The organism is Mycobacterium sp., from assembly GCF_050700595.1.
Taxonomy (GTDB): Bacteria; Actinomycetota; Actinomycetes; order Mycobacteriales; family Mycobacteriaceae; genus Mycobacterium.
In genome coordinates, this window is the sequence record NZ_JBOHHI010000060.1 from 1 (window position 1) to 16,645 (window position 16,645).

General features: G+C 65.9%; 16 protein-coding genes and 4 tRNA genes. 13 read left to right on the top strand and 7 right to left on the bottom strand.

The genetic code is table 11. The annotated features are described in order from the left end of the window. Nucleotides 1–595 precede the first annotated feature (595 nt). Complete coding sequence (eno, locus tag ACRDTL_RS05835) at nt 596–1,876, top strand: phosphopyruvate hydratase (protein WP_431505773.1); 1,281 nt, start codon at nt 596–598, stop codon at nt 1,874–1,876. A gap of 396 nt (nt 1,877–2,272) precedes the next feature. On the opposite strand, the gene ACRDTL_RS05840 is transcribed toward eno, so the two are convergent. The 3 genes from ACRDTL_RS05840 to ACRDTL_RS05850 form a co-directional block, all read right to left on the bottom strand. Then, entirely contained in the window at nt 2,273–3,115 is an 843-nt protein-coding gene (locus ACRDTL_RS05840; protein ID WP_431505774.1) for a CbiQ family ECF transporter T component, read from the bottom strand. Then, a complete protein-coding gene (locus tag ACRDTL_RS05845) occupies nt 3,112–5,151 on the bottom strand; it encodes a DUF2232 domain-containing protein (protein WP_431505775.1) in 2,040 nt (679 codons plus the stop codon). The genes ACRDTL_RS05840 and ACRDTL_RS05845 overlap by 4 nt, the downstream gene beginning before the upstream one ends. A 423-nt stretch (nt 5,152–5,574) precedes the next feature. After that, nucleotides 5,575–5,646 (bottom strand) — tRNA-Val (locus tag ACRDTL_RS05850). A 171-nt stretch (nt 5,647–5,817) separates the two neighbouring features. On the opposite strand from ACRDTL_RS05850, the gene ACRDTL_RS05855 reads away from it, so the two are divergent. From ACRDTL_RS05855 to ACRDTL_RS05865, 3 genes are all read left to right on the top strand, one after another. Continuing rightward, a tRNA-Gly gene (locus ACRDTL_RS05855) sits at nt 5,818–5,890 on the top strand. Between the two features lie 28 nt (nt 5,891–5,918). Then, nucleotides 5,919–5,989: transfer RNA gene (locus tag ACRDTL_RS05860), tRNA-Cys, on the top strand. Between the two features lie 17 nt (nt 5,990–6,006). Beyond that, nucleotides 6,007–6,081 (top strand) — tRNA-Val (locus ACRDTL_RS05865). Between the two features lie 414 nt (nt 6,082–6,495). Here the strand turns inward: ACRDTL_RS05865 and ACRDTL_RS05870 are convergent. Together ACRDTL_RS05870 and ACRDTL_RS05875 are read right to left on the bottom strand one after the other, a co-directional pair. Next, on the bottom strand, nt 6,496–6,711 hold the full coding sequence (locus tag ACRDTL_RS05870) for a hypothetical protein (protein WP_431505776.1): 216 nt from the start codon (nt 6,709–6,711) through the stop codon (nt 6,496–6,498). Nucleotides 6,712–6,860: 149 nt separating this feature from the next. Beyond that, nucleotides 6,861–7,244: an STAS domain-containing protein gene (locus ACRDTL_RS05875; protein WP_431505777.1), complete on the bottom strand. Its 384-nt coding sequence runs from the start codon at nt 7,242–7,244 to the stop codon at nt 6,861–6,863. Nucleotides 7,245–7,413: 169 nt separating this feature from the next. Between ACRDTL_RS05875 and ACRDTL_RS05880 the strand changes: the two genes are divergently transcribed. Continuing rightward, entirely contained in the window at nt 7,414–7,986 is a 573-nt protein-coding gene (locus ACRDTL_RS05880; RefSeq protein ID WP_431505778.1) for a DUF4352 domain-containing protein, read from the top strand. A 6-nt stretch (nt 7,987–7,992) separates the two neighbouring features. On the opposite strand, the gene ACRDTL_RS05885 is transcribed toward ACRDTL_RS05880, so the two are convergent. Next, on the bottom strand, nt 7,993–8,322 hold the full coding sequence (locus ACRDTL_RS05885; RefSeq protein ID WP_431505779.1) for a DUF732 domain-containing protein: 330 nt from the start codon (nt 8,320–8,322) through the stop codon (nt 7,993–7,995). A gap of 104 nt (nt 8,323–8,426) precedes the next feature. Between ACRDTL_RS05885 and ACRDTL_RS05890 the strand changes: the two genes are divergently transcribed. The 4 genes from ACRDTL_RS05890 to ACRDTL_RS05905 are packed head-to-tail and all read left to right on the top strand — an operon-like array spanning nt 8,427 to nt 11,467. Beyond that, nucleotides 8,427–9,611 (top strand): NAD-dependent formate dehydrogenase, encoded by a 1,185-nt coding sequence (locus ACRDTL_RS05890; RefSeq protein ID WP_431505780.1) that lies wholly within the window; start codon nt 8,427–8,429, stop codon nt 9,609–9,611. Nucleotides 9,612–9,671: 60 nt separating this feature from the next. Continuing rightward, on the top strand, nt 9,672–10,397 hold the full coding sequence (locus ACRDTL_RS05895) for a Clp protease N-terminal domain-containing protein (protein WP_431505781.1): 726 nt from the start codon (nt 9,672–9,674) through the stop codon (nt 10,395–10,397). A gap of 60 nt (nt 10,398–10,457) precedes the next feature. Next, nucleotides 10,458–10,970 carry a hypothetical protein gene (locus ACRDTL_RS05900; RefSeq protein WP_431505782.1) on the top strand — a complete coding sequence of 171 codons (513 nt, stop codon included), beginning with the start codon at nt 10,458–10,460 and terminating at the stop codon, nt 10,968–10,970. 14 nt (nt 10,971–10,984) lie between these two features. After that, the gene (locus tag ACRDTL_RS05905; protein ID WP_431505783.1) at nt 10,985–11,467 is read left to right on the top strand and encodes a GNAT family N-acetyltransferase; all 483 of its coding nucleotides are present in this window, start codon (nt 10,985–10,987) and stop codon (nt 11,465–11,467) included. A gap of 2 nt (nt 11,468–11,469) precedes the next feature. Here ACRDTL_RS05905 and zapE read toward each other — a convergent pair whose 3' ends face one another. Continuing rightward, nucleotides 11,470–12,573 carry a cell division protein ZapE gene (gene zapE / locus ACRDTL_RS05910; protein ID WP_431505784.1) on the bottom strand — a complete coding sequence of 368 codons (1,104 nt, stop codon included), beginning with the start codon at nt 12,571–12,573 and terminating at the stop codon, nt 11,470–11,472. On the opposite strand from zapE, the gene ACRDTL_RS05915 reads away from it, so the two are divergent. Genes ACRDTL_RS05915 through msrB form a run of 4 tightly spaced genes read left to right on the top strand, consistent with a single transcriptional unit; the run spans nt 12,572 to nt 16,590 of the window. Further along, nucleotides 12,572–13,327, top strand: a complete 756-nt coding sequence (locus ACRDTL_RS05915) for a pyrimidine reductase family protein (protein WP_431505785.1) — start codon at nt 12,572–12,574, stop codon at nt 13,325–13,327. The two genes, zapE and ACRDTL_RS05915, sit on opposite strands and share 2 nt — an antisense overlap. An 8-nt stretch (nt 13,328–13,335) precedes the next feature. Continuing rightward, entirely contained in the window at nt 13,336–14,913 is a 1,578-nt protein-coding gene (locus tag ACRDTL_RS05920; protein ID WP_431505786.1) for an alpha/beta fold hydrolase, read from the top strand. A 19-nt stretch (nt 14,914–14,932) separates the two neighbouring features. Beyond that, nucleotides 14,933–16,192, top strand: coding sequence for an arabinofuranan 3-O-arabinosyltransferase (gene aftC / locus ACRDTL_RS05925; protein WP_431505787.1), 1,260 nt, complete (start codon nt 14,933–14,935; stop codon nt 16,190–16,192). Beyond that, a complete protein-coding gene (gene msrB / locus ACRDTL_RS05930; RefSeq protein WP_431505788.1) occupies nt 16,189–16,590 on the top strand; it encodes a peptide-methionine (R)-S-oxide reductase MsrB in 402 nt (133 codons plus the stop codon). Before aftC ends, msrB begins: the two co-directional genes overlap by 4 nt. The last annotated feature ends 55 nt before the right edge of the window (nt 16,591–16,645 follow it).

Here is a 16,645-nt window from a genome sequence, read left to right on the forward strand (position 1 = left end):
CAGTTGGTCCGGGGTTCGGACATAAACCGGACACGGTGCTTGCACTCCCGACAACGGATTTCATCGCTGCTGTTTCTTCGTGGACGAGCAGCGTTGGGGTTCCGGGGGGAGGTATCCGATGCCCAGCATCGCATCATCAGCCACCGACTCGACTGCCGGCACGGGCAAGCGGGTATCGGGGTCACGACAAACCACGTGTGTGCTGGATCAGGATGTGGCCGGAGCCGTGGACGGCGGGAGGCCGCGAGCGCCCGAGGCCGTCAACGCCGCAGGGCGCGAGAGCGGTCGCGGTCGGCCGGGCAACGGCCACGGCGCAGGCCCTAGCCAGACCACTGCCGGCGGGCTTGTTATATGTGCCAAAAGTGTCGGCGACACCGCCGAGGCCGGCGCTGAACACAGCCCGCCAGGAGGAAATTGTCGCCATCACGGTTTGCGATCGACCGTGCTTTATGGTGGTAGCCAGGGTCACGGTGCACGCTGGACTGCGCTGACACGCCACCAACGAGGCGCTGGCCGTGCCCGTGATGCGGTCATGACCGGCACACAGGCAGCAACCTGTGTGACCTTAGCATCGTCTCGTAGCGGGAGTTCGCCGATGAAGATCGCATCAGTTGTTGCCCGCCAGCTGTTGGACTGCAAGGCTCGGCCGTTGGTAGAGGTTGAAATCACCACCGACACAGGCCATGTCGGCCGCGGCGCGTCGCCGACCGGCACTTCGATCGGTGTGCACGAGGCGTTCGTGTTGCGTGACGGAAACCGGGCGGAATACAACGGGCTGAGCGTGCACCGCGCCGTCTCCGCCGTGGCCGACGAAATCGCCCCCGTTCTTGTCGGCGCCGAGCTCGACGACCCGCGGACCCTGGACCGGGTCATGATCGAACTCGACGGCACGCCAGACAAGCACCGACTCGGCGGAAACGCGATCTACTCCACCTCGGTCGCGCTGCTGCGCGCGGCGTCCGCGGCGGCGGGCACGCCCACTTACACATACGTCGGCGCACTGCTGGGACTCAAACCGCCGACCACCGTGCCGACGCCCAGCTTCAACATGATCAACGGTGGCCGCTACGGGGATATCTTCCAGACGTTCAACGAGTTCCTCGTCGTGCCTTACCGCGCCGACTCCATCGAGTCGGCGGTCGAGAAGGGAGTGAGCTTGTTCCGCGTGCTGGGCGAGGTGCTGGCCGCTCGGCTCGGCCGTGCGCCGCTGATAGCGCAGTCGTACGGGTATGTCGCTCCGTCCAGCGACCCGCGTGTCGTCATGGAGGTGCTGGCCGAGGCCGTCGAGCGCGCCGGCTGTGCCGACGTCATGGCGTTTGCACTGGACTGCGCATCTAGCGAGGTGTACGACAAAAGCGCGCAGACCTACGAACTTAACGGCGAGCGGGTGACCACGGAGGCTCTGATCGACTACACCCGGGCATTGTCAGAGGACTTCCCGATGGTGTTCATCGAGGACCTGCTCGACGGGGACGACTGGGATGGCTTCACCAAAGCGGTCCAGACCATCAACCGCTCGATCATCCTCGGCGACGACCTGATCGTCACCAACCGCCACCGCCTAGAACGGGCCGTAAAGACCTCGGCCGTTGACGGTTTCATCATGAAGCCGAATCAGGTCGGGACCGTCGCCGAGGCACTGGACTGCTTCGAATACGCCGCGCACAACGCTATTCTGACGATCCCGTCGGGCCGGTCGGGCGGTGTCATCGACGATGTCGTGATGGACCTGGCAGTGGGACTAGGGGTGCCGTTCCAAAAAAACGGCGCGCCGCGGTCGGGCGAGCGCATCACGAAGCTTAACTTTCTGCTGCGCGCGGCCGAACGCATCCCGAACTGCGCGCTGGCGGACGTGCCGGCATTGGTGCGGTTCTGACCCAGGACCGGATCAGCTGGACTTCTCCGGCTCCTCTTGTGCGCAGAGCATGTCGACGAGTTCGCATGCGCTCGCCATGATGTGATCCTGCACCACCGGCTGATCTTGCGGCATGGCCCGTTCACGATCACCTCGACCAGGCCGCGGTGCATCAACCTACAGCGTTCGACGTCGTCGCGGTCCGCCTGATCGGTGGTCAGTGCGATGTTGAGGGACCGTGCCACGATGCGCCACATGCGTTGCCGCATCGTGTTTCCCGACTCCATCCAGATTGCCTTGTGCAGTTCATCCGCCCGACCCACGTTGACCACGACCAACCTAGAACCAACACCTACCACCAACCCCGAAAAACTCCACGCGACGACGACGATCCGTGAGAACCGGCGGGGTCAGCCGCTAGCGGCCCAACGCCAGCTCTGCTGCTAAGGCGGCCGCGCACACCACCGACACGATCGAGAGTGCCGTCCAGTCAGCCAGTTTCGGCTGCGACGGGGCCGCCGAGATCTGACCGGTGCCGCCGCGCGCGGTGATCGCATCGCCCATCTCGTCGGCGCGCCGCAGCGTCACGGTGACGACCGCGACGACCAGGTCGACCACCTCTACCGCCCGTCGCCTGAGACGGGCCCTGCGGGTCCGCGGTATCTGTTTGGGCCGCAACCGGCGAGCGGCGAAGAGCACGAGGAATTCGTCGATCAGCATCGGAAAAGCGCGCAGCGCAAGCGCCAATGCGACTGCCCACTCGTCGACCGGGATCCGCAGCATCCGCAGCGGCCGGCCCAAAGTGGCTACCGCCGGCGCGATTTCGGCGACATTGGTGGTCCACGACACCATCGCGCCCAGGCCGAGCAACTCGATCGTCAGCGCGGTGAAACGCAGGAAGTTCAACAGTCCGGCGAGCCCGAGCGAGACCGTGCCCACCTGGATCACCGGGCTGCCGCCGGCCAACGCCGCAGTGATAGCGCCGAAGGCCAGCAGGATCCACAGCCAGCGTGGTACCGACGGCAGCGCGCCTCGGGGAATATGTGCGACCCACGCTCCCACCAGCACCAGCGCGGCCACCAGTCCGATCACCACCCATCCCGGGTAGAACGTCAACAAGACCGAAATACCGAAAACGACAAGCAGTTTGGTGCCGGCCCACAGCTCGTGGATGGCGGAGCGCCCCGGCACCGGGCGCAGCAACACAACGGGGCGAGGTGGGCGGCGGGTCGAGGACTTCGCCGGTGCGGTCCCAGTCACGACATCCCCCCGGCCGCGGTCGTCGCCGATTCCAGCACGCCGTCGCGCAGGTGCAGGGTGCGCGGGCACAGCTCCTCCAGCCCGCCGAAGTCGTGCGAAATGACCACCACGGTCAGACCGGTGTCGCGGCGCCGATCCGCGAGCAGGCGCAGCAGACGGCGCTGGCTGGCCGCGTCCAGGCCCGCCAGCGGCTCGTCGAGGATCAATGCCCGCGGCGAACGCGCCAGCAACCCGGCCAGCACCACCCGGCGCATCTGGCCCCCGCTGAGCTGGTCGATGCGCCGCTTCGCCACCGCGGCATCCAGGCCTACGACTGCCAGCGCCGCGGTCACCCGATCATGATCGTCGGGTGAGAAGCCGGCCGACGAGGCCACTTCCAGGTCGACGTGGCTGCGCATCAACTGCAGCCGGGCCGCCTGGAATTTGAGCGCGACCGCACCGACCTGCTCGTGGATGGGCCTCCCGTCCAGCACACAGGTGCCGGTGGTCGGCGTCGTCAACCCGGCCATGATCCACGCCAGCGTCGACTTACCGGAGCCGTTGCCGCCGTGGATCAGCATCCCGTCGCCCTCATGCACCACGAAGCTGATATCGCGCAGCGCGGTCTTCGCCCAGGGGGTGCCAATGCCGTATTCGTGGCCGACACCTGTGAGTTCGAGCATCGGTGCGTGGGATTGGTGGCCCACCACGACCGTCGACGCCGGCGCGGCCGCGGTCTCGACCATAGCGGTGGTGTCCAGCGAATCGCTGAGGTTGATCGTGCGTTCGGCGGAAGCGGCCTCGTTGGTGTAGTGGGTGATGTTCTCCAGGGTCGTTCGGTTACGGTCGGTCAGACCGGACAGCACGCCGAGCAGTGCGTCCCGGCCCTGCTGGTCGACCATGGCGGTGACCTCGTCGGCGATGAGCAGCGCCGGCTCCCGCGCCAGCGCCCCGGCCACGGCCAGCCGCTGCAGTTCACCGCCGGACAGGCCGCCGGTGTCGCGCTCGGCGAGGCCGTCGAGCCCGACTTCACTGAGTAACCGGCCGACGTCAGTGGTCTTGCCCGGCGGCAGTCCCCAGACCACGTCGTCGGCGACCCGCGTGCCCAGCACCTGGCTTTCCGAGTGCTGCATGACGACCGCGGTGCCACCGAGCTGACCGAGACCCACCGCGCCGGGGCGTTCGACAGTGCCCGATGTCGGTTCGCGGCCGGCCAGGATCAGTGCCAGCGTGGTTTTTCCCGAGCCGTTGGTACCGGTGATCGCGACATATTCGCCTGTCTGCACGTCCAGGCTGACCGCAGGTAACGCGTCGTGCTCGGTGTGCGAGTAGCGAAAGCGCACCTCGTCCAGCCGCACCGGGACCGGCTGGATCGGCCCACTGCTGACCGGCGCGTCCAGCTTGTGCACATCGGGAACGCCGCGCAGCCGCTGCAGCACCCGCGACAGCACCCACCAACCGATCACCGAGGCGCCCATGATCGCGATGACGGCGTATCCGAGGACGAGCCACTGCCAGTAATCCAGCGCTTCGGCGACGAACCGCTTGAGGTCCTGCGCGGCCTCCTGCAGGTGCGGCACCCACGCCATGATCGCCGCGACTCCGTCCACGGTGGCGGTGATGATGTGAAACACCAGCCCCCGAAGCCGTGCCAGGACGGTCAACGCGACCACCGCTACGGCGCCGATGACGAAACCGGCGCCGATCGACGCCACGATCACGGTCGGCGTGCCGCGGCGGCGGCGTTTCACGATTCCGGCCAGCCCGCCGACATAGGCGCAGAGCACCACCGTCATGAAGCCGCTCAATCCGGCGACCAGGAAGCCGATCACACCAGCGGCGACCGTCGCGGTGATCAGCACGCGGATCCGGTAGCGATAAGCCAGCAACCCTAACGGCAAGGTACCCAGCAGTCCCAGCACCCCTCCGTGCGGGAGGACGACCGCGATGATCGCGATCGCCGCACACAGCGCGCCCATCACCGACGCCTGCGCCAGTTCATTAGGCCGTAGCGATCGAGCCCGTTCGGACGGCATCACCGGGCCGGTTGCGCTCATGTCACGAGTATGTCAGTCGTTGGCTCCGGGGAACCGCCAGCAAAGCGTCCGGCCTACCGGCATGAGCTGGTGCACGCACGGTTGACCACCATAGGTATGCAATGTGAGCATGGCCGAATTTCTTTTCCCGCCATCGCAAACCGTAGCCCGGTTCGCGACACGGGGCGGTTAGCCTCGATGGCGTACGAGAGGCACTGACGCACTCAGAAATCCCACGCTTGCTGCAAGATCCTCGTAGAACCCGCCAGCGCAAACGCCTCTCGCGTTCGATCCCTATTGGGCCCGCTCGACCAACACCTCGACAGGGCGCTGTGCTGCGTCCCGCATCATGGCGGGACCGAAACGGTCAATGCAACGATCACCGGACAAAACGAACCAACCGTAGAGCGCGCAAACTGCGTTCGTGCAGGGCAGACAAGTGGGTGGTCCCGGCTGGGTTCGAACCAGCGACCTTCCGCGTGTGAGGCGGACGCTCTTCCACTGAGCCACGGGACCGGTGCCGAGAGGCGAACGAGGTCGAAGATTAGCACGCGCGGGCGTCTCAGGCGGAACGCGCTACATGGGCGCGAAGTAGGGCGCGCCGCACGGTGCCTGGAAAGTTGTGCGGGTCGCTTCAGGTGGACTATCGTCGTCCTTCGCGACGGGCGACGATCTCGTCCGTGGCTCGCGGATGTAGCGCAGTTGGTAGCGCATCACCTTGCCAAGGTGAGGGTCGCGGGTTCGAATCCCGTCATCCGCTCGAAGGTGCTAGTGGCATCAACCCCAGCGGTGGAGTGGCCGAGTGGTGAGGCAACGGCCTGCAAAGCCGTGCACACGGGTTCGATTCCCGTCTCCACCTCAATTTCTTCGACCCGGGCGCGGTTAGCTCAGCGGGAGAGCGCTTCCCTGACACGGAAGAGGTCGCTGGTTCAATCCCAGTACCGCGCACCATATTATCGCAGCTCAGAGCATGTTATCGAGGTTGCGCGGTCTGCCCGTGCACGATATGTGCACAAGTTGCCTGCGGTGGCGCCGCCAGATGTGCCGAGGACGACCAGCTCGCCCCCCAAGCAAGCTGATCGCCCTCAACTACCCCCACCGCCCCAGACCCAAACGAACGCTACTGAATCGCACCGCCATCGGGTGGCCGGTTGTTCGTCGAGCACCGGGCCGTCAGCAACGCGGTCGGGCCGGGCCACGACGGAATCGAAGCGCCCGGCCAGGTCTCGGCGGGGCGCTTCCGCCTGTTCTCGGGCTACACGGGCCGTTGGTTTAGGTGGAGCTGCTAGCGACTGGCCTTAAATACTCATCAAACCGGCTTAAACGGCCCAGCCACGCTATGCCCTTGTGGTTAGGACTGTGGAATTATTGGGTACCGCACAGTTCGACACTTTCGCCAAGCAATGAGCGGCCATGGACGATCAGCGACGCAAGAATATGGAACGGGTCATGTGGTATGAGGCTGACCTGTTCGTGCGCTGCCAACGCACGGTATTGCGGGCGCGACAACTCTGCGAGATAGCGGCTCAACTCCACACGCAGCAGCCTGTCCTCGCTCGACGGCCTGATCTTCGTCGTCAAGGTCGTTTGCGGACACCTCGCTGACCGTCAGTCCTGCCCGCCTCGCCGAGCGTGATCAACTCGCCGATCGCCGGCAGGGTGTTGTCGTCGTAAGCACCGGCGATCGCTCTGGTGTGCCGCCTCAAACTGAGGTCACCAGTAAGAGCCGGCTACGCAGTTGGGGTCGCATCACTACCGGGTTTTGATCCCGTCACCGCGAGCAACGCGTCCTCAAGGGTCTCATGCAGTGAGAGCAACTCGTCCAGATTGACCAGCTGGATAATCCTACTGATAAGCGGACCTTGCGCCGCCACCGCGAAGCGGCCTGGTTCGCCAATTTTCTCGCGGGCTGCCACCAGAATACTAAGGCCCACTGAGGCCAGGAATCGAACTTCCGACAGGTCGATGACGAGCGCAAGCGCGTCCTCGGCCAAGACGCCAGCGACCGCACTTTCGAGCGTCGGTGCGCTGGCCATGTCGATCTCGCCACCGACCACGAGCACTGTGACACCATCCCGGTGCTCAACCGAGGTTCTGATTGGATAACCCCCCACTAGCAACGGTCTACCAACCCCAACCTGGTCCGAGCGTACGCTGCCACGGACCGCGCCGATAGGGGTCGACATCCCCACGCCCAGGCTAGCCGTACTGCGCCCAGCCTCCGGTGTTGCAGGGGCTGCATAATACGATCTAACACGCAATCTACCAACGCAAGGAGTCACTGTGAAACCACTTGTTGCCGTGCCGCTTTCAAGTCTGGCAGTTGTGCTCGCCGCGTGCTCTGGCAACAACACCGGGGCCAACCAGCCGCCTTCGACCAGCGCCCAGGGCTCTTCGTCCGCCCAGAGTTCGTCACCAACGACCCAGCCGGTCACGCACGTCGGCGGCACCCTTGATCTCACCGGCGAGCAAGGCGTGGCAATGGGCGTCACCCTCACCCAGATCATCAACCCGGCGAATGGAGCAGTCGGCCCACCGCGCGACAACAACGGGAACCCTAACGGCAGTTACGTCGCGGTGATGGTGACCATTAAGAACACCGGCAATTCGGCCCTCGAAGACGACGCCAATAACGACGCGGCACTGGTCGGCTCGAACAACCAGACCTACACACCGGCCCTCGGCGCGGTGACCGAGTGCACAAACTTCGACAACGGCGTCTACCGACTCCAGCCGGGCGAGTCGTCCACCGGATGCATCGCTTTTGTCATGCCGTCGGGAGTAAGTCCAAGCAAGTTCAAGTACGCGCCGGCCTCGGGATTTGCCAACGATTTCGGTGAGTGGTTGATCCCGTAGCGCACGTTACTTGTCGTCTTCGCTGTCGCTGCCGCCGAGGTGTTTCGGGCAGTAGGCGCTTGCCGCGATGGCCGTGAACTTGGCAGCGCCGCTCAGCGCAAATCCGGGATTGAGCTCGGTCAGCTTCTTGGCGACGTCGACGCCCGACTGGCCGTCGTCCATCATTGCGCACACCTGTTTACCCGCTTCGATGGCCTGCTGCGGGTTGCGGAAGGTGATGCCGGCGTTGTTCAGCGCGCCCACGAAGTCCGCGTCATTGCCGCCCGGGTCGGCGTGCGCCGGAGCGGCCAGGGCAACCGCCGCGGCGACAGCCGCCAGCACGGGTCGCCGTCTCATCCGTCCATCATCACCCATGCGATCAGTCTTGTCCTCTGCGCCGAGGTTTCGGACGCGGATAGGCTCGGTCGGGCAAGATCCGAAATCCGAGCGAGGAGGACGTGGTGGCGAAGGTTGTGCTCGTGTTGTATCCGGATCCGGTCTCCGGCTATCCACCGCCGTATGCCCGCGACAACATCCCGGTGTTGAACGGCTACCCGGGTGGCCAGACGTTGCCCAGCCCGTCATCGATCGACTTCACCCCCGGTGAGTTGCTCGGCTGCGTGTCCGGTGCGCTGGGCTTGCGACAATTCCTGGAAGACGATGGTCACCAACTGGTGGTGACCTCGGACAAGGACGGCCCGGACTCGGAATTCGAACGGGAGCTTCCCGACGCCGACATCGTTATCTCCCAGCCGTTTTGGCCGGCCTACCTCACCGCGGACCGGATCGCCAAAGCGCCACATCTCAAGCTGGCGATCACCGCGGGAATCGGTTCGGACCACGTTGATCTGGACGCCGCGATCGCCCGAAACATCACGGTCGCCGAGGAAACCTACAGCAACAGCATCAGCGTGGCCGAGCACGCGGTGATGCAGATCCTTGCCCTGGTGCGCAACTTCGTCCCGTCGCACCAGTGGGCGGCCCAAGGCGGCTGGAACATCGCCGACTGCGTTGCGCGCGCCTACGACCTGGAAGGCCTCGACGTCGGCGTGATGGCCGCCGGCCGCATCGGCCAAGCCGTGCTGCGCCGCCTGGCGCCATTCGACGTCAACCTGCATTACACCGACACCCGCCGGTTGCCTGCCGACGTCGAGCAGCAACTGAACGTGACGTTTCATCCCGACGTGGCCTCGCTGGTGCGTGCGGTCGACGTGGTGTCCATCCACGCGCCGCTGCACCCGCAGACGTACCACCTGTTCGACGAGAAACTGTTGGCCTCGATGCGGCGCGGCTCTTACATCGTCGACACGGCCCGCGCCGAAATCTGCGTGCGGGACGCGATCGTGGCGGCACTGGACAGCGGCCAACTCGCCGGCTATGCCGGCGACGTCTGGCATCCGCAACCACCACCGGCCGACCACCCGTGGCGCACAATGCCGAATAACGCGATGACGCCGCACATCTCGGGCAGCACGTTATCCGCGCAGACTCGCTACGCCGCGGGCACCCGGGAGATCCTCGAGGACTGGTTCGCCGGTCGGCCCATCCGCGAGGAATACCTGATCGTCGACGGCGGACGGTTGGCGGGTACCGGGGCGGCCTCCTACACCGCCGGGGGCGGCACCAGTCCCGCCAGCAGCGGGTAGACGCGTTCGAGCGTCAACCCACAGTTGACGAACGAGTGTCGTCAACCTAACGTTGACGACATGACGGACTCCGCTGAGCCCACACCGATCCGCTATCCCGTCCGCCTCGACGAGTTGATCAACGCCATCAAGCAGGTACACCTCGACGTGCTGGATCAGCTCAGCGACGCGGTGTTGGCAGGCGAGCATCTCGGCGAGGTCGCCGACCACCTCATCGGTCACTTCGTCGACCAGGCACGCCGCTCGGGAGCCTCGTGGACCGACATCGGCAAGAGCATGGGTGTCACCAAGCAGGCCGCCCAGAAGCGGTTCGTGTTCCGGGCCGAGACCACCACGCTGGACCCCGGGCAGGGCTTCGAGCGTTTCACGCCGCGGGCCCGCAACGCCGTCGTCGCCGCCCAAAACGCCGCACACCAGGCCCGCAACGGCGAGATCACACCGGATCACCTGGTGCTCGGCGTGCTCGCCGATTCCGAAGCGCTGGCCACCAAGCTGCTCGCCGCCCAGCAGGTCGACGCCGCAGCCGTGCGTGCTGCGATCGCACTGCCGCCGGCTGTCGAACAGCCCCCGCCACTGATCCCGTTCAGCGGCCCGGCCCGCAAAGCACTCGAACTGACCTTCCGTGAGGCACTTCGCCTCGGCCACAACTACATCGGCACCGAACACCTGTTGCTGGCACTGCTCGAACTGGACGACGGTGCGGGATCCCTGCACCGGGCCGGCGTCGACAAGGATCGGGCGGAGACCGACCTGATAGCCGCACTGGAAAGGTTGCGGACGGGTTGACCTACCCGGCGACACCGCAGGCGCGGTGTGCCATCATGCGAGGGTCGCGTAGGAGGGAAAATGCGCCGCTGGCTGATAGCCCTGATCGCCGTCGTGGTGGCGGGACTTGTCGCCGCTCCCCCCGCGTCGGCGACAGATGCGCCAATCGGCCACCTGGGTGACACGTTGCGGGTGGATACCGACGCTCTGATCGCCGACGTGACCGTCAGCAGCGTCGATCGCGTCGAACCGCCGCCGGGATTCGGCTACCAACGCGGCGGCAACCCGGTCAAGGGCTTCGGCTTCCCGGAGGGCGGGGTCTTCCGCGCTGACGTGGCGGTCCACACCATCAAGGCGCCGACTCCGTTCGTCATGGCCACCACCTTCAACTTCAACGGCGTCACGCCGTACGGCGACGCCTACACGTCCCGGCCATCGGACGCACCCGACCAGCTCGACGTCGCACTGACGAACGCACCGGCGGGGGCCGTGGTCCGCGGCGGCGTGTATTGGGACGTCCAACGTGATCCGGTCTCCAATGTCGTGCTGCGCGACCGCAAGACCGGCTATCACCTCGCGCAGTGGAATCTGTAACGAAGCCGCTAACGGTGCGGGTTGCCACCGCGGATTCCGTCAACGTCGACGAGTTGGCCGGCCTTGCCTCGCGTACCTTTCCCCTGGCGTGTCCACCATCGGTGACGCGGGAGAACATCGCATCGTTCGTTGCGGCTAATCTGTCGGCCACACGGTTCGGCGAGTATCTGGCCGACCCGGACCGGTTGCTTCTCATTGCCGAGCACGACGACCGAATTATCGGTTACGTCATGCTCGTTCGGGGAGACGGCGTTGAGCTGTCGAAGATGTACGTACTTGCTGACGATCACGGCACCGGGGTGTCGACGGCATTGATGGACGCGGCATTGACCGCCGCCGGCGCACTGGGTGGCCGCTACGTATGGCTCGGTGTCAACCAGAAAAATCAAAGAGCACAACGCTTTTACACCAAACATGGCTTCAAGGTCAACGGCACAAGGACTTTCAAGGTTGGCGCCAACCTCGAGCACGATTACGTCATGACCCGGGAGGTCTGAGTCTAATTGCCCGGTTCCTCCTCATCGCGCTGCGCGCTCTGCATCGTCGCCGGTCTGAAAGCGCTCAGCGCCAACAGCCGCGAGGTGGCCCGCAGGTACTTCTTCCGGAAACCCCCGGCCAGCATCTCCTCGCTGAAGATGCGGTCCAGCTTCTCCCCCGACGCCGCGACCGGGATGCCGGCGTCGTAGAGCCGGTCGGTGAGCGCCACCAGACGCAGCGCCACGTTCTGGTCGTCGATGCCGTGCACGCCGGTGAGGAAAACCGCCGTCACGCCTTCGATCAGCGTCAGATAGCGCGATGGGTGCATGGTGGCCAAGTGTGCGCACAGCGCGTCGAAGTCGTCGAGCGTCGCGCCGTCGACTCGCGCCGCACCCGCGACGACTTGCTCGTCGGACGGGGGCTCGGGAGCCGGCGGCAGGTCGCGGTGCCGGTAGTCCGGCCCGTCAATTCGAATGACAGTGAAAATACTTGCCAGCGTATGGATTTCGCGCAGAAAATCCTGCGCGGCGAAACGGCCTTCGCCGAGCTGCTCGGGCAGCGTGTTCGACGTGGCCGCCAGCGAGACACCAAGCTCGACCAGTTGCGAGAGCAATCGCGCGATCAGCGTGGTGTTGCCCGGATCGTCCAGTTCGAACTCGTCGATGCACACCACCGTGTAATCGGCCAGCAGTTCGATGCATTCGGCAAAGCCGAACACCCCGGCCAGGTGGGTCAGCTCCATGAAGGTCGCGTACGCCTTGCGATGCGCAACGCCGTCGGCCAGCTCACGGTAGGCGGCGGCGAGCAGATGCGTTTTACCGACACCGAAGCCACCGTCGAGGTACAGCCCGACACCGGGCAACACCTGTCGCTTGCCGAGCAGCTTCTTGCGGCCCGCTCGGCGCTGCACGGCTTGCCGGCAAAACTGTTGGCAGGCTTGCAGGGCGGCCGCCTGGGTCGGCTCCGCCGGATCAGGGTGGTAGCTCGCGAAGCTGACCCGGGCGAATGTCGGCGGCGGCGTCAGCTGCGCGATCAGACGCTCCGGCGACACGCTTGGGTGTCGATCCACCAGGTGCGCGACCCCGTGCATGCGGGCACTGTAGCGACGTGCTGCAATCGTGCGCATGCCAGACTCCCAACTAACGCTGCTCGGGTCGGTGCAGCGAGTCGACGACGACGACCTGGCCCAGCTCTACGCCTACCCGACAGAACGGCTTTGGGTGCGGGCGAACTTCATCGCCAGTCTCGACGGCGGCGCGACGCTCGAGGGCAAAACAGCTGCCCTGGGCGGACCTGGCGACCGGGCCATATTCAACCTGTTGCGCGAACTCGCCGACGTCATCGTGATGGGTGCGGGCACCGTGCGGATCGAGAACTCTTCCGGCGCGCAGTTGAGCATCGGCCAACGGCAGCGCCGCCAGGCCCGCGGGCAAAGCGAGGTCCCGCCGCTGGCGATCATCACCAAATCCGGTCGCCTTGACCGCGATATGCCGGTGTTCACCAGGACCGAGGTGCCGCCGCTGGTGCTCACCTGCACTGCGGCCACCGACCAGGCGCGGCGCCGGCTGGCCGGACTGGCCGAGGTGATCGACTGCTCGGGCACCGATCCGGCCCGGGTCGACGAGACCGCCGTGCTGGCGGCACTTGAGGGTCGCGGTCTGCACCGCGTCCTGACCGAAGGCGGGCCGACACTGTTCAGCTCATTCGTCGAGCGTGGCCTGCTCGACGAGCTGTGCCTGACCATCGCACCCGTTGTCATCAGCGGTCAGGCTCCGCGCATCGCGGCAGGCCCTGGCGAGGTGCCGACCCGGATGCGCTGTGCCCACGTGCTCACCGACGGGGACGGCTACCTGTACACCCGCTACACCAAGCGGGCCTGAGTGCGGCAATGGCTAGTGTGGTCGGCATGAGTCGGCACGCCCTGCCTGCCGCGACGCTGATTGCGGTGACCGCGCTGCTGGCCGGCTGTGCCCCGGGGTTGGCGGCAGACCCGCGTTTCGCCACCAACGCCGGCGCCCGCCCGCAAGGACAGGCCGCGACGACACCCCCACCCAGCGGCCCGCCGCCGATCGCCGCACCCAAAAACGACCTGTCGTGGCGCGACTGCACGTCGCGGGTGTTCGGCGACGCCGCGGTCCGCGCCACTCCGGACATCAAGCTGGACTGCGCCAGCTACGACGCCGACCTCGACCCGGTCAACGGCGCAGGGGGGACGTTGAGCATCGGCGTGGTCCGCGCCCGCTCGGTGCAGACCCCCGCCGACGCCGGCCCGCTGGTCTTCACCACCGGCTCGGATTTACCGTCGTCGCTGCAACTGCCGGTGTGGCTGTCCCGCGCGGGCGCCGACGTGCTGCGCCACCACCCCATCGTCGCCGTCGACCGCCGCGGCATGGGCATGTCGAGCGCGGTCGATTGCCGCGACCGGTTCGACCGCCAGGAGATGCGCGACCAGGCGCAGTTCGAGGTCGGCGACGACCCGGTGGCCAACCTCTCCGACATCACTCAGAACGCCACCACCAACTGCACCGACACCATCGCCCCGGGCGACTCCGCCTACGACAACAACCATTCGGCCACCGATATCGAACGGCTGCGCAGCATCTGGGACGTGCCCGCGCTGGCGCTGGTCGGTATCGGCAACGGCGCGCAAGTGGCGCTCACCTACGCCGGTACGCATCCCGGCAAGGTCGCCCGCCTGATCCTCGACTCCCCGCTCGCGTTGGGCGTGAATGCCGAAGCCGCCGCCGAGCAACGGGTCAAAGGCGAGCAGGCGGCGCTGGACGCCTTCGCCGCGCAATGCGCAGCGGTGAACTGCGCACTGGGACCCGATCCCAAGGCCGCGGTCAGTTCGCTGCTGGCCGATGCCCGCGCCGGCCGTGGACCCGCCGGCGCGTCGGTGGCCTCAGTCGCCAACGCGATCTCCACCGCGCTGGGCTTCCCCACCGGCGACCGCGTCACCACCACCACCGACCTGGCTAATGCGCTGGCCAACGCCCGCTCCGGTGACATCAATCTGCTGACCAGCATGATCAACCGGGCCGAATCCATCCGGACCACCGACGGCCAGTTCATCAACTCGTGCAGCGACGCGCTCAACCGCCCGACCCCCGACCGGGTGCGCCAACTCGTCGTCGCCTGGAACAAGCTGTACCCGCAGTTCGGCACCGTCGGAGCGCTCAGCCTGGTGAAATGCGTGCACTGGCCAAGCGGTTCTGCGCCCCAACCGCCGAAGAACCTCAAGATCAGCGTGTTGCTGCTCGGTGTGCAGAACGACCCGATCGTCGGATCGGAAGGTGTGCCCGCAACGGCCGCGACCATCATCAACGCCCGCGCGGCCAGCAAGCGCGTGATGTGGCAAGGCATCGGCCACGGCGCCAGCATTTACTCCTCGTGCGCACTGCCGCCACTGATCGACTACCTCGACAGCGGTAATCTGCCGCCGACCGACACCTACTGTCCCGCCTGATACTTCGGGCCGGGCGCCGGTGTACGGTGCGCTGGTGACGACGGTTGACTCCATGTTTCGCCCCCGCAGCAGCGCACCCGGCGCGGCGACCGTGCTGCGGTCGGTGTTGTGGCCGGCGGCCATCCTGGCGATAATCCACCGCAGTGTCGTGGTGACCACCAATGGCAACATCACCGACGACTTCAAACCGGTCTACCGGGCGGTGCTGAACTTCCGGCACGGCTGGGACATCTACAACGAGCATTTCGACTACGTCGACCCCCACTACCTCTACCCGCCCGGTGGCACGCTGATCATGGCGCCGTTCGGGTACTTGTCGTTCACCGAGTCGCGCTACCTGTTCGTCGCCTGCAACACCGTCGCGATCGTCGTCGCGGCCTACCTGTTGCTGCGGATGTTCAACTTCACCATGACCTCGGTGGCGGCACCCGCGCTGCTGCTGGCGATGTTCTGTACCGAGTCGGTGACCAACACGCTGGTGTTCACCAACATCAACGGCTGCATCCTGCTGCTGGAGGTGCTGTTCTTCCGGTGGCTGCTGGACGGCAAGACTGGTAATCAGTGGTGGGCCGGGGTGGCGATCGGGTTGGCGTTGGTGGTCAAGCCGGTGCTGGCGCCGTTGGTGTTGTTGCCGCTGCTGAACCGCCAGTGGCGCGCCGTCCTGGTCGCGATCGTGGTGCCGGCGGTGTTCAACCTGGCGGCACTCCCGCTGCTCAGCGACCCGATGGACTTCTTCACCCGCACGCTGCCCTACATCATGGGCACCCGGGACTACTTCAACAGCTCGATTTTGGGCAACGGCGTGTACTTCGGTCTGCCGACCTGGCTGATCCTGTTGATGCGAGTCCTGTTCACGCTGATCGCGATCGGCAGCTTGTGGCTGCTGTACCGCTTCTACCGCACCCGCGACCCGCGGTTTTGGCTGCTGACGTCCTCCGGTGTGCTGTTGCTGTGGTCGTGGCTGGTGCTGTCGCTGGCCCAGGGTTACTACTCGATGATGCTGTTCCCGTTCCTCATGACGGTGGTGCTGCCCAATTCGGTGATCCGTAACTGGCCGGCCTGGCTGGGCATCTACGGGTTCATGACGATGGACCGCTGGTTGTTGTTCAACTGGATGTACCTCGGTCGTCCGCTGGAATACCTGAAGATCACCTACGGCTGGTCGCTGCTGCTGATCATGGTGTTCTGCGTGCTGTATTTCCGCTACCTGGACGCCAAGGCGGAAAACCGGCTGGACGAGGGGATCGATCCGGCGTGGCGCGCTAGCGTGGAGGCATGACTGTGCAACTGACCGACGACGAATGGCGTCAGAAACTCACCCCGGAGGAGTTCGCGGTGCTGCGACGGGCCGGCACCGAGCCCCCGTTCACCGGTGAGTACACCGACACCAAAACCGAGGGCGTCTACCAGTGCCGGGCCTGCGGCGCCGAATTGTTCCGCAGCACCGAGAAGTTCAAATCCCATTGCGGCTGGCCGTCGTTCTTCGACCCGGCGGACTGCGACGCGGTGATCGTTCGGCCCGACGACTCGATGGGCATGCGCCGCACCGAGGTGCTGTGCGCCAACTGCCACAGCCATCTGGGCCACGTCTTCGAAGGCGAGGGATACCAGACGCCGACCGATCAGCGTTACTGCATCAACTCGGTGTGTCTGCGGCTGGTGCCTTCCGGCGGCTGATTTCGGCGACACTTAAACAGCTGCGACGACACGCCGACGGCCGTCGAAATCGTTT